We start from the raw sequence: 12,787 nt of genomic DNA, 5'->3' as shown, positions 1-12,787 counted from the left end.
GCGTCCGGACAGTCGGCCACATTTTGACGCGTTCTTGACGCCCCGCCCCGTTGCCGTCGATTGAACGCGTGTTTAGCGTTCTGTACATGCGTTCAATCGTGGACGGGTCGACCCGGTCCCCCCAGCGGGACCTGACCACTCGGGCCCGGATCCGGGACGCGGCGATCGCCGTCTTCGGCGAGCAGGGCTTCCGCACCGGGGTGCGCGCGGTCGCCGCGGCCGCCGGTGTCTCCCCCGGTCTGGTCATCCACCACTTCGGATCCAAGGACGGCCTTCGCGAGTCGTGCGACGCATACGTCCTGGAGGCCATCCGGGCAGCCAAGACCGAGTCGCTGACCCGGCCGAGCGCCGCCGGGCTGCTGCAGCAGCTCGCCGACGTCGAGGAGTACGCGCCGCTGGTCGCCTACCTCGTGCGCAGCTACCAGTCCGGCGGCGAGCTGGCGCGGCAACTGTTCGACCACATCGTCGCCACCACCGAGCAGTACCTCGCCGACGGCGTGGCCGCCGGAACCCTGCGCCCGAGCCGGGACCCGGCTGCCCGCGCCCGCTACCTGGCGATGCAGTCGCTGGGCAGCACGCTGCTCTTCCTGCAGATTCGGGGCGAGCAGGACGGTCCGGTCGACTGGGGTCGCGCCATCCGCGACCTCACCGACGAGATCATGCTCCCCGCCCTCGAGCTCTACACCGAGGGCCTGTTCACCGCCTCCACCTTCCTCGACGCGGTGGTCGACCAGCGCGGCGGGGGCGATCCCCGCCCAACCCTCCAGGAGAATCGATGAGCGCGATCATCGAAGTCCGCGACCTGCACAAGCACTTCGGGCGCACCCGCGCGCTCGACGGCCTCGACCTCACGGTCGGCGAGGGCGAGGTCCACGGATTCCTCGGCCCCAACGGTGCCGGCAAGTCCACCACCATCCGGGTCCTGCTGGGCAGCCTGCGCGCCACGTCCGGCACCGCGACGATCTTCGGGCGTGACCCGTGGAGGGATGCGGTCGACCTGCACCGCGACATCGCCTACGTCCCGGGCGACGTGACGCTGTGGCCGTCCCTGTCGGGTGGTGAGACCATCGACCTGCTCGCCCGCATGCGCGGCGGCCTCGACTCCCGGCGCCGCGCCGAACTGATCGAGCGCTTCGACCTCGACCCGCGCAAGAAGGCCCGCACCTACTCGAAGGGCAATCGGCAGAAGGTGTCGCTGGTCTCGGCGCTGTCGTCGAATGCGCGGCTGCTGCTGCTCGACGAGCCGACCTCGGGCCTGGATCCGCTGATGGAACAGGTCTTCCGCGAGTGCGTGAGGGAGGCGTCCGCCCGCGGCGTCACCGTGCTCCTGTCCAGCCACATCCTGTCCGAGGTCGAGGCGCTCTGCCCGAGGGTGACCATCATCCGGGCCGGAGCGGCGGTCGAGAGCGGCGCGCTGGCCGACATGCGGCACCTGCGCCGCACCTCGATCAGCGCGGAACTGCTCGGCGACCCGGGGGACCTGAGCCACATCGCGGGCCTCGCGGACGTCTCCGTCGTGGACCACACCCTGCACTGCCAGGTGGACAGCGAACACCTCGCCGAGCTGATCCGGGTCCTCGGCACCGTCGGCGTCCGCAGTCTGGTCAGCACACCGCCGACCCTCGAGGAGCTGTTCCTGCGCCACTACCGGATCGACGAACCCGGACCCACCGGGGCGGAGGTGACGGCATGAGCACGGCGACCCTCACCCGCCCCGCCCGCGCTCCCCGCGCGGCGGCGTCGAACTTCACGGGCACGGTCGGCCTGCTGCGGTTGTCCCTGCGGCGCGACCGGATCGTGCTGCCGCTGTGGGTGCTGCTGCTCTCGCTGCCGCTGTCCACGGTGTACGTGGGCTCGATCGCGAGCATCTACCCCGACCAGGCGCAGCGCGCCGCGTTCGTGGCCACGATCACGGGCAGTCCCGCGCAGCGCGCGATGTACGGCGAGATCTACAACGACAGCCTCGGAGCGGTCGGCATCTGGAAGGCCGGCGTCTTCCACGCACTGATCGCGGTCGCGGTGATCCTCACCGTCATCCGGCACACCCGGGTCGAGGAGGAGTCGGGCCGCGCCGAACTGCTCGACTCCACCGTGGTCGGCCGGTACGCGGGCCTGACGGCCGCGCTGATCGTCGCGTTCGGCGCCTCGATCGCGACCGGGCTGATCGGGACCGCTGGGCTGTTCGGCACCGACGTCCCCCGATCCGGCTCGCTCGCGTTCGGTCTCGCGCTCACCGCGTCTGGCGTCGTGTTCGCGGCGGTGGCCGCGGTGGCCGCCCAGCTCAGTGCCGGCGCCCGCACCGCGCGGGGCATCGCCTTCGGCGCACTGGGCGCCGCGTTCGCTCTGCGTGCCGTCGGCGACGCGGGCTCGGGCTCCGCCGGCGGGTCCGGCCCGGGTGCACTGTCGTGGCTCTCCCCGTTGGGCTGGTCGCTGCAGGTGCGCCCGTACGCGGGCGACCGGTGGTGGGTGCTGCTGCTGCACCTGACCGCCGCGACCGTGCTCACCGCTGCGGCCTACGCGCTGCTGCGGCGGCGCGACGTCGGCGCCGGGCTGATCGCCGAGCGACTCGGGCCGCCGTCCGCGGCACCCGCGCTCGGCGGACCGTTCGGTCTGTCGTGGCGGCTGCAGCGTGCCACCCTCGTCGCCTGGGCGATCGGAATCTGCCTGTACGCGTTGCTGATCGGCAGTGTCGTCCACGGCATCGGCGACGAGATCGGCGACAACGCGACGGTCCGCGAGATCGTCAGCCGGATGGGCGGCACCCAGGCGCTGGAGGACTCCTTCGTCGCCATCGCCTTCACCATGCTCGCGGTCGGCGCCGCCGCGCTGGCCGTGTCGTCCGCATTGCGCCTGCACAGCGAGGAGAACGCCCAGCACACCGAGACGGTCCTCGCCGGCGCCGTCGGCCGGACCCGGTGGGCGGCAAGTCATCTCACCCTCGCGGTGGCCGGACCGGCGGTCACCATGCTGGCGGCGGGCCTGGTGGCCGGCCTGACCTACGGCGCTGCCGCCGGCGACGTCTCCGGGAAGCTGCCCGACGTGATGGCCGCGGCGGTGACGCAGCTGCCGGCGATCTGGATGCTCGCCGCGGTGACCGTCGCGCTGTTCGGGCTGGTGCCGCGGTTCACCCCGGTCGCCTGGGGCGTGCTCGTGGCGTTCGTGGCGCTGTACCTGCTCGGCTCGATCTCCGGTTTCCCGCAGTGGGTCCTGAACCTCCAGCCGTTCACGCACGCCCAGCGGGTCCCCGGCACCGAGTTCCCGTTCGCCTCGGTCGGATGGATGCTGCTGGTCGACGCCGCGCTGATCGTGGTGGGGCTCGCCGGATTCCGCCGTCGAGACCTGCGCTGAGCGAGCGGCGACCGCTCAGCGCAAAGTCGTCCGAACGCCGGGGGGACTACGTACGATGTGACGGGTCTGGATCCACTCCTTCCGGAGGCTGCCGTGCGTGGACTAGGGATCGATCTCGGAACCGCGAACACCGTCGTCGGCACGCCCGACGAGGGCGTCGTCCTGAACGAACCGTCGTACATGTTGGTGAAGGCGAAGGATGTCGATCACGCCCTCGCGATCGGTGCGGACGCACGGAACCTGCTGGGCCGCACGCCCGTCGGGGTCTCGTCGCTTCGCCCGGTACGCGACGGGGTGGTCGTCGACCTGGAATCGGCGCGGACGTTCGTCTCCGCCGTCCTCGACCACGCTGCCCCGCACCGCCGGTACAGCCCGCGGTCGAAGGGCGTGATGGCCGTGCCCGCCGGGGCCACACCGCTCGAACGCCGCGCACTTCTCGAGGTCGGGCACGAGGCCGGTCTGCGCAAGGTCGGCCTGATCCCGGAACCGGTGGCGGGAGCGCTCGGCTGCGGCATCAACCCGATGGAACCGCGCGCCCATCTCGTCGTCGACATCGGCGGCGGTACTTCGGAGGTCACCGCGTTCTGCTTCGGGGGCATCCTGGCGAATCGCAGCTGCCGCCTCGCGGGCGATCACCTGACCGACGTGCTGCAGCAGTACCTGCGGACCGAACACAAGATCATCGTCGGTGACCTGACCGCCGAACACACCAAGATCGGCGTCCCCGACGCGGGCCAGTCGATCGTCGTCGAGGGCATCGACCCGGTCACCGGGCGCGCGCGTCTGGTGACCCTCGACAGCGAGGAGATCGCGGACGCGCTGCGGCCGGCGATCACCGAGATCGTGCAGACCCTGGCCACCTGCCTCGACGACCTCCCGGCCCAGGCGATCGGGGACGTGATGTCGGAGGGGCTCCTGGCGATCGGCGGCGGGTCGATGCTGCGTGGACTCCCCCAGCTGCTCGAAGACCACTTCGGTGTCGCGGTGAAGGTGGCCGAGAACCCGCTCACCTGTGTCGCCGAGGGTGCGACCGCCTGCCTCGATCATCCCGAGGTCGTCGCCGCCTACAGCGCCTGAACCGCCGACAGCACCTGAACCACCGGCACCTCCACTTCCGGAGCCCGCACCACCCGCGGCACCGCCCGATCGATCAGCGGGCGGTGCCGCGGGTCTGTGCGAGGCAGAGCTCGAAGCCGCTTGACCACGGGGCCTGCTGTGGCCGAGCCGAATCCGCCGCCACGCACAAGCACCGTCACCACGACCTCCGGCGCGTCGAAGGGCAGCACGGCGGAGAACCACGCGTTGAGTCCCTTGCCGGGCGCCGACGGATCCTCCGCCGTGCCGGTCTTGGCGGCGGCGGGCACCGGCAGACTGGCCAGCTGGCCGATCATCCCGAGGTCGTCGCCGCCTACAGCGCCTGAACCGCCGACAGCACCTGAACCACCGGCACCTGCACTTCCGGAGCCCGCACCACCCGCGGCACCGCCCGATCGATCAGCGGGCGGTGCCGCGGGTCTGTGCGAGGTAGAGCTCGAGAAGCCGCTTGACCACGGGGCCTGCTGTGGCCGAGCCGAATCCGCCGCCACGCACCAGCACCGTCACCACGACCTCCGGCGCGTCGAAGGGCAGCACGGCGGAGAACCACGCGTTGAGTCCCTTGCCGGGCGCCGACGGATCCTCCGCCGTGCCGGTCTTGGCGGCGGCGGGCACCGGCAGACTGGCCAGCTGGCCGGCGGTGCCGGCGGCGGCCGACGCCCGCATCCCCGCACGGACCGGTCCGAGTTTGTCCGCGAAGGACAGCTGGTGCGGCGCCGCGGTGGGGATGGGCCAGCCCTCTCCCGGCCCGTACGACGCCGCGAGCTGGGGCGTCACCGTCGCACCGCTGGCGATCCCGGACGTCCAGCGCGCCACCTGCACCGGCGACGCGGTGACGGTGCCCTGGCCGATGCCCATCAGCAGCGTCGACCCCGGATACCAGGTTCCGCCGATGTCGGCGACCGATTCCGGTGTGCCCAGGAACCCGGCGATCTCACCGGGCAGGTCCAGGCCCGATGGGCGGCCCACTCCCAGTTCGGCGGCGGTCGTGGCCATCCGCTCGGGGCCGAGGCGCTCACCCAGCTGGTAGAAGTACACGTTGTCCGACCACTGGATCGCGCCGATCAGGCTGTTCGGTCCCATCGGCTGCCAGTTCGCGAACGTGTGCCCGCCGTAGGTGTACGACGCGCCGCCCGCGAGCATCTGGTCCGGTGCCACCACGCCGTACTGGGCGTTCGACGAGGCCACCACGATCTTGAAGGTCGAACCGGGTGGTGCCGCCGACTGGAAGACGTGGTTGAGCATTCGTCCCGGGCCCGGCGCCTGGGTTTGCGCGGCCAGCGCGGCCGCGTCGACCGGCGGACCGTAGACGTTGTTGTCGTAGCTGGGCACACTGGCCATCGTCAGCACGGCCCCGGTGCGGGCGTCCATCACGATCGCCGCGCCGAGGTCGCCGCCACTGGTCCGTACCGCGTCGGTCAGGGCGTCGGTCGCGACCTGCTGCATCGCGCTGTCGAGGTGCAGGCGCAGGTCGTGTCCGCGCACCGGGTCCACCCGCACCGCGGTGGCCACCGGTCGGCCGGCCGGGTCGACGTACACGCACTGGCTGCCGTCGATACCGCGGAGCAGCGCATCGTACTGTTTCTCCAGCCCCGCCTTGCCCACTCGGGCACCGAGTGCGAGCTGGGGCCAGGTCTGCATGTCGTCGGTGTCCGCGACGCCCACGTATCCGAGAACGGTCGCCAGCGTCGCCGCCTGCGGGTATTGCCTGCGCCCGGTCGGATAGACCAGCACCCACGGCACGTGGGCGTCCACGATCGCCCGGGCCCGATCCGGCCCGACCCGCGCCAGCACCGCCTCCACCTCGGTACCGCCGTCGCGGATGGTCTCCGCGAGTTGGTCCGGGGTGATCCCGAGCAGTGCGGCGAGCCGGCCCCGTACCTCGGCGTTGTTGTCGTCGAACATGCGGGCCACGACGGACACCGTGTATTCGGGGGCGTTGACCGCGAGCGGGACGCCGGCCCGGTCGAGGATCTGGCCGCGCTCGGCGGGCAGGCGGATGCAGCGCATCAACTGGCCGTCACTCGCCTCCCGGAACTCCGCACCCCGATCGGTCTGCAGGTGCCAGGCGACCCCGGTCATCGCGACGAGCGACGCGGTGACGGCCACCGCGCCGACCGAGACGCCGCGCGGCAGCCTGCGGCGACGGGGCGCGGTGGCCCACAGCGGCCGCGCGACGCCGTCGCGGCGCACCGCGAGGACCAGGCCGATCTCGACGAACCCGATGATCGCGGCCGTGCCGCCGTAGCTGAACAGCGGAATCGGCATGCCGGTGTGGGGCAGCAGCGACAGGCTCTGCGCGATCGAGACGACGGCGTGCATGCCGAACAGTCCGCCGATGCCCGCGGCGACGAGTGCGGCCTCCCGGGTCCGTGCCGTCCGGGCCGCGACCGTGGCCCGCCACACGATGATCGACGAGGCGATCACCACCGCCAGGCCGGCGACCAGTCCCCACCCGTACACGAGGCTCGCGAAGGCGAGATCGTGCTCCGATTCCGGAAGGTACTCGGCCCGCAGGGCGTACTGCGGCTGCCGCCACATGCCCCACAGTCCGCCGCTGCCGATCGCGATGTCGGCCTGCCACGCCGCCCAGCCCGACCCCTGCGGGTCGGCGCTGTCGGACAGGAACACGTGGATCCGCTCGAGCTGGTACGGGCGTAGGAACAGCACGGCCAGCGGTATCGACGCGACCCCGAGCGCGAACAGCGGCGCCAGCGGCAGCAGCGGCACCCGGGCGAGGATCAGCATGAGCATCACGATCCCGACGAGCACGACGGCGGTCGACAGGTCCGGTTGCAGGGCGACGAGGCCGATCGGCACGCTCGCCGCGAGCAGGACCCCGGCGAATCGGCCGAGGGTGTAGCCCGCGGCGAGGATGGCGGCGGGCACCATGATCAGGGCCAGTTTCGCCAGTTCGGACGGCTGCACGGTGAACACGCCGAAGTCGAGCCACCGCTGCGCCCCCTTGGTCGCGACACCGACCAGCGGTACCGCCACGAGCAGCAGCACGGTCGCGGCGTACAGGATCCACGCGAATCGGCGATAGCGGTCCACCCGGATCCGGGAGGTCACCCACATCGCGCCGAGCCCGACCACCGCGAAGGCGGCATGCCGCATCGCGTAGGACGTCATTCCCGTCGACAGCAGGTTGAGCAGGCCGAGCCCGACCAGGACGATCGCCGCCGCGACGAGCCAGGGATCGGATTCGCGCTTGCCGGCCTGCACGGAGCCGCTCACGGGCAGGTCGAGTTCTCGGCGGGCACGTACACCGGATCCGATGCGGCGGCGGCCGGGACGCTGGTGAGCGCGGCAATGGCGACGGCGGTGTCGGCGGGCACCGCGACGCTGCCGATGCCGTACACCTCCTGCTCGCCACTGGGCACGGGCATCGTGACGTCGGCGCCGGGGAGGACCGCGCCCGTGCAGCGGTCGTAGACGGTCAGCTTCCAGGTCACCGCCGAGACGTTGGCCCGGGGGTCGACTCGGACGTCGACACGCAGGAGACACTGTTGTCCCACAGCGCAATTGCCGTTGGCGAAGGTGGCGGTGACGTCGGTGACCGGTCCGGCACTTCCCGGCAGGCCCGTGTTCACGGGAGCCGCCGGGGATCCCGGAGCCGGTGCGGGCGTCTCCGGCGGCGAGACCGGGCTGATCTGATCCTGCGCCGGCTGGCTCTCGGGCGCGAGGAGGGTGTTCCACCCCAGCCGCAGCTGCGTCCACGCTCCGGGTGCCGCCCACACCGCGCCGACGATCAGGCCGATGACGGTGACCGCGACGGCGAACTGCCGTTTCGACAGCCGCCACTTCCGGCGATGCCACGGATTCTCGACCGAGGGAAGCCAGCCGGCCGGGGCCAGGGACGCTCCGGCCGCCTCACCCGTCGGAGCACCGTCGGAGAGGGATCGGCGGGTCGCAGCGACGAGCGTGGCGATCTGGTGGCGGGTCCGGTCCACGGTGGACGGGTCGAGGTCGACCGCGACCGCACCGGACACGCGACGTGACAGGTCGGCCAGATCCGCTGCTTCGGAGATCGATTCGTCCACCCGCTCGGCACACGACCGGTCGTGGCACGCGGCGGCGATCGCCCGCAGCACCCGCGCCGCCTCCGAGGTCACGTCCCGCTCGGTTCCGGTGTCACCGGCACCGGCGATGGTGAGCTGCCCGTCGCGGGACACCGTCACCGAACGATCACCGATGAACCGCCCCCGCCCCACAGCGAGCTGGCGGGTCACGTCGTCGATGAGCAACGCTGCCTGCGCCGGCGTCAGCAGCGCCATGGAGAGCAACGTGTGGAGGTCGACCTCACCGCCACCGGCGGGCTCGTCGACTCGTTCGGACGGTTCGGGCGGCGGCAGCACCGGCGCGCTGCTCGGCAATCCGTTCCTCGGTGACAGCTCTGGCACTGCTTCGATCATCGGGCACCCCGGCACTCCCGCAGCCCCTGCGCGGGTGTGCGAGCAGACCGGAACGCGTGGCTCGTTTACCCTCGACTAGAGCTTAGCCATCCTTGAAATCCTTTATGTCTCCGTGCATTCCAATTAAACCAAGACCGACGGCAACTCGGAACGAATTTACCCATCCGAGACATGAGGGATCGGCGTCAGATCCACACGCCCTTGCCGATTGTGACGACCCCGCCCGCGCTCACCGCGAAGCGCTGCCGGTCCCGCTCGAGGTCCACGCCGATGATCTCGCCCTCCCCGACCACGACGTTCTTGTCGAGGATGGCGCGGCGGACCACGGCGCCCTTGCCGATGCGCACACCCGGCATCAGCACGCTGCCCTCGACGGTTGCGCCGTCCTCGACCATCACGTTCGAGCTGAGCACGGAGTTGCGGACCGTCGCCGCGGACAGGATGCAGCCCGACCCGACGATCGACTCCTGCGCCAGGCCGCCCTGCACGAACTTCGCCGGCGCCAGATTCTCCGCGGCCCCGCGGATCGGCCAGCGGCGGTTGTAGAGGTTGAACACCGGGTGCACCGACACCAGGTCCATGTGCGCGTCGTAGAACGCGTCGATGGTCCCGACGTCGCGCCAGTAGCCGCGGTCGCGATCGGTGGCGCCGGGCACCACGTTGTCCGCGAAGTCGTAGACGTGTGCCGCACCCGCCTCGACGAGCGCGGGGATGATGTCGCCGCCCATGTCGTGGTCGGAGTCGTGGTTCTCGGAGTCCGCGCGGATGGCGTCGACGAGCACCTTGGTGGTGAAGACGTAGTTGCCCATCGATGCGAACGTGACGTTCGGGTCGTCGGGGGTGCCGGGCGGGTGCGCCGGCTTCTCCAGGAACTGGGTGATGCGGCCCTGCTCGTCGGAGTCGATGCAACCGAACGCGAACGCCTCGCTGCGCGGTACCCGGATGCCGGCGACGGTGACCCCGGCACCGGACTCGATGTGGTGGCGGACCATCTGCTCGGGGTCCATCCGGTACACGTGGTCGGCACCGAAGACGACGATGTACTCGGGATCCTCGTCGTAGACCAGGTTGAGCGACTGCAGGATCGCGTCGGCACTGCCGGTGTACCAGCGCGGCCCGAGCCGCTGCTGCGCCGGGACGGGGGTGATGTACTCCCCCGCGAACCCGGACAGCCGCCAGGTCTGCGAGATGTGCCGGTCGAGGGAGTGCGACTTGTACTGGGTGAGCACACAGATGCGGAGGTACCCGGCGTTGACCAGGTTGCTCAGGACGAAGTCGATCAGCCGGTAGGCCCCTCCGAAGGGAACGGCGGGCTTGGCTCGGTCGGCGGTCAGGGGGTACAGACGTTTTCCCTCACCACCGGCGAGCACTATTCCGAGCACGTGCGGCTGGCTCCTCACCCTGTCAACTTATCGGCCGTACGAGGCCCCCGCCACAGGAGCCCGCACCCTCGGGCGCGCCGCGGTGGCCGCCGCTCCCACCGGTGGCCCCTTCCCGGCCGGGGTACTACGTTTAGCGCGTGCGCGTGGCGATGATGACCAGGGAGTACCCGCCGGAGATCTACGGCGGGGCCGGTGTCCACGTCACCGAGCTCGTTGCGCAGTTGACGCGGCTGTGCGCGGTCGACGTGCACTGCATGGGTGCACCCCGCGAGGGCGCCCAGGTGCACCAGCCGGATCCGGCCCTGGCGTCGGCGAATCCGGCGCTGTCGATGCTGTCGGCCGAGCTGCGGATGGCCGCCGCCGCATCCGGAGTGGACGTGGTGCACTCGCACACCTGGTACACGGGCCTGGCCGGGCACCTGGCGAGCGCGCTGCACTCCGTGCCGCACGTACTGACCGCGCACTCGCTCGAGCCGCGCCGGCCGTGGAAGGCGGAGCAACTCGGCGGCGGCTACCGGATCTCCTCGTGGTCCGAACGCAACGCGGTGCAGTACGCCGACGCGGTCATCGCGGTCAGCAACGGGATGCGGGCGGACCTGCTCGACGTGTACCCGTTCGTCGACCCCGAACGAGTGCACGTGGTGCACAACGGGATCGACACCGACGTCTGGTACCCGGAGGACGACCCGTTCACGTCGCAGGTGGTGCGCGACCTCGGGGTCGACCCGGACCGGCCGCTCGCCGTGTTCGTCGGCCGGATCACCCGCCAGAAGGGCCTCGGACACCTGATCGCCGCGGCCCACGACTTCGACCCGAGCATCCAGCTGGTGCTGTGCGCGGGCGCACCGGACACCCCGGAGATCGGCACGGCGACCGAGCAGGCCGTCGCGGAGCTGCGCTCGATCCGGGGCGACGTCCACTGGGTGCGGGAGATGCTCCCGACCGCCTCGGTGCGCCAGATCCTCTCCGCAGCAACGGTGTTCGTGTGCCCGTCGGTGTACGAGCCGCTGGGGATCGTGAATCTCGAGGCAATGGCGACGGAGACCGCGGTCGTCGCGTCCGACGTCGGCGGCATCCCCGAGGTCGTCGAGGACGGCGTGACGGGCCGTCTCGTGCACTACAACAGCTACGAGCCGGACGCCTACGAGGAAGCGCTCGCCGCCGCCGTCAACGAGGTCGTCTCCGACCGGGACGGTGCGGTCGCGATGGGCCGGGCCGGACGCCGCCGCGCGATCGCCGAGTTCTCCTGGGCGCAGATCGCCCGGCAGACCCTCGACGTCTACCAGGCCGCGATCGACGTCGCCCGGTCCCGGACGTGACCACGTCGCCCGGCCCCGGACCTGACTAAGCCGACAGCGGCCGGTAGCGGCTCACCGTCACCGAGGCGGTCACGGTGACGGTGTCGGGCAGCGCCGCGATCGCGTCGGCGCGTGCCCGCTCGCCCAGGTGCCGCGCGGACGGCCCCATCGCCACCAACTGCTCGACCTCGGTGTGCGTCAGGTGCATCGGGTACTCGACACCCGTGCGCGCGACGCGATCGAAATGCCCGGCCATCGAGGCCCCGAGGCGCGCCGTCTTGTTCTCGTCCACCCGCACCATCGACAGCAGGTCGACCAGTTCGTGCAGATGACGGTCGGTGGGGGTGAGTACCACCAGCTCGCCCCGGGGGCGCAGCACCCGCCGAAGCTCGGCGGGATTGCGGGGGGCGAAGATCGACAGTGCGTGACTGACGGCGTGGTCCCGTACCGGCAGTTGCGTCCAGATGTCGGCGACCACCGCCGCCGCGCGGGGGTGGCTGCGGGCCAGCCGCCGGGCCGCGGCCTTCGACACGTCCACCCCGAGTCCCGGCGCGCCGGGCATCGCGTCCAGGACGGTCGCCAGGTAGTGCCCGGTCCCCGCCCCGACCTCGAGCACGGCGGGCTCGGGGACGCCGGGGGCCTCGGTCGCGTCGGCGACGGCCCCGCGGAGCCGGTCGAAGTGACCGCCGTCGAGGAACTGCTCGCGAGCCGCGATCATCTCGGCGCTGTCCCCGGTGATCTTCGACGCCCCGGACAGCAGGCTCACGTATCCCTGCCGGGCGATGTCGAAACTGTGTCCGCGATCGCACAGCAGCGTGCGGCCGGACATGTCGAGTTCGCTGCCGCAGTGCGGGCAGGCCAGCAGGTCCAGTACGTCGGCGAGCACCGTCCGCGGCTCCTTCCTCGGTCCGAACGCCAGGGTGCACCCATCACAGGGCCCCGCCCGCCGTGCGGCGATGCGGGGCCCGGATGCGTCGGTCACTCCGCGAGGGCTAGCTGGTGACGCCCTTGAGCTCGTCGCCGAGCGCGGCAGCTTCCTCCGGGGTCAGTTCGACCACGAGCCGACCACCACCCTCGAGCGGGACACGCATGACAATGCCCCGTCCTTCTTTGGTTGCTTCGAGGGGACCGTCCCCGGTCCGGGGCTTCATGGCCGCCATTCCTGCTCCCTCCAGATCTTCTGCCGTCGTGACCCGGACACTTGCCGGGTCCACCGTCTCATTCTTCCCTATCGCAATGAACGCCGGGT

The 12,787-nt window shown here is 71.4% G+C and carries 10 protein-coding genes and 1 pseudogene; 5 read left to right on the top strand and 6 right to left on the bottom strand.

What is annotated here, in order from left to right; translation table 11 throughout:
- The first annotated feature begins 86 nt into the window (after window positions 1-86).
- From ACFYVR_RS09750 to ACFYVR_RS09735, 4 genes are all read left to right on the top strand, one after another.
- Complete coding sequence (locus ACFYVR_RS09750) at window positions 87-779, top strand: TetR family transcriptional regulator (protein ID WP_387472181.1); 693 nt, start codon at window positions 87-89, stop codon at window positions 777-779.
- Window positions 776-1,693: an ATP-binding cassette domain-containing protein gene (locus ACFYVR_RS09745; RefSeq protein WP_387472178.1), complete on the top strand. Its 918-nt coding sequence runs from the start codon at window positions 776-778 to the stop codon at window positions 1,691-1,693. Before ACFYVR_RS09750 ends, ACFYVR_RS09745 begins: the two co-directional genes overlap by 4 nt.
- Window positions 1,690-3,348 (top strand): ABC transporter permease, encoded by a 1,659-nt coding sequence (locus tag ACFYVR_RS09740; protein ID WP_387472176.1) that lies wholly within the window; start codon window positions 1,690-1,692, stop codon window positions 3,346-3,348. The genes ACFYVR_RS09745 and ACFYVR_RS09740 overlap by 4 nt, the downstream gene beginning before the upstream one ends.
- Before the next feature lie 93 nt (window positions 3,349-3,441).
- A complete protein-coding gene (locus tag ACFYVR_RS09735; RefSeq protein ID WP_387472174.1) occupies window positions 3,442-4,425 on the top strand; it encodes a rod shape-determining protein in 984 nt (327 codons plus the stop codon).
- 113 nt (window positions 4,426-4,538) lie between these two features.
- Here ACFYVR_RS09735 and ACFYVR_RS09730 read toward each other — a convergent pair.
- The 4 genes and pseudogenes from ACFYVR_RS09730 to glgC form a co-directional block, all read right to left on the bottom strand.
- Window positions 4,539-4,733, bottom strand: a pseudogene (locus tag ACFYVR_RS09730) (penicillin-binding transpeptidase domain-containing protein); the annotation flags it as partial.
- 109 nt (window positions 4,734-4,842) lie between these two features.
- Window positions 4,843-7,575, bottom strand: coding sequence for an FtsW/RodA/SpoVE family cell cycle protein (locus ACFYVR_RS09725; protein ID WP_387472681.1), 2,733 nt, complete (start codon window positions 7,573-7,575; stop codon window positions 4,843-4,845).
- 101 nt (window positions 7,576-7,676) lie between these two features.
- Window positions 7,677-8,846, bottom strand: coding sequence for a hypothetical protein (locus ACFYVR_RS09720; protein ID WP_387472172.1), 1,170 nt, complete (start codon window positions 8,844-8,846; stop codon window positions 7,677-7,679).
- 197 nt (window positions 8,847-9,043) lie between these two features.
- Complete coding sequence (glgC, locus tag ACFYVR_RS09715; protein ID WP_387472170.1) at window positions 9,044-10,258, bottom strand: glucose-1-phosphate adenylyltransferase; 1,215 nt, start codon at window positions 10,256-10,258, stop codon at window positions 9,044-9,046.
- A 119-nt stretch (window positions 10,259-10,377) separates the two neighbouring features.
- Between glgC and glgA the strand changes: the two genes are divergently transcribed.
- Window positions 10,378-11,559: a glycogen synthase gene (glgA, locus tag ACFYVR_RS09710; protein ID WP_387472168.1), complete on the top strand. Its 1,182-nt coding sequence runs from the start codon at window positions 10,378-10,380 to the stop codon at window positions 11,557-11,559.
- A 25-nt stretch (window positions 11,560-11,584) separates the two neighbouring features.
- Here glgA and ACFYVR_RS09705 read toward each other — a convergent pair whose 3' ends face one another.
- Window positions 11,585-12,424 carry a putative RNA methyltransferase gene (locus ACFYVR_RS09705; RefSeq protein WP_387472166.1) on the bottom strand — a complete coding sequence of 280 codons (840 nt, stop codon included), beginning with the start codon at window positions 12,422-12,424 and terminating at the stop codon, window positions 11,585-11,587.
- Between the two features lie 106 nt (window positions 12,425-12,530).
- On the bottom strand, window positions 12,531-12,698 hold the full coding sequence (locus ACFYVR_RS09700) for a DUF3117 domain-containing protein (RefSeq protein ID WP_003931055.1): 168 nt from the start codon (window positions 12,696-12,698) through the stop codon (window positions 12,531-12,533).
- Between the last annotated feature and the right edge of the window lie 89 nt (window positions 12,699-12,787).

The organism is Rhodococcus sp. NPDC003318 (assembly GCF_042879035.1).
Taxonomy (GTDB): domain Bacteria; phylum Actinomycetota; class Actinomycetes; order Mycobacteriales; family Mycobacteriaceae; genus Rhodococcus_G.
The sequence above is the reverse complement of the archived record's forward strand: the minus strand, read 5'-3'. Positions and strand labels throughout refer to the sequence as shown.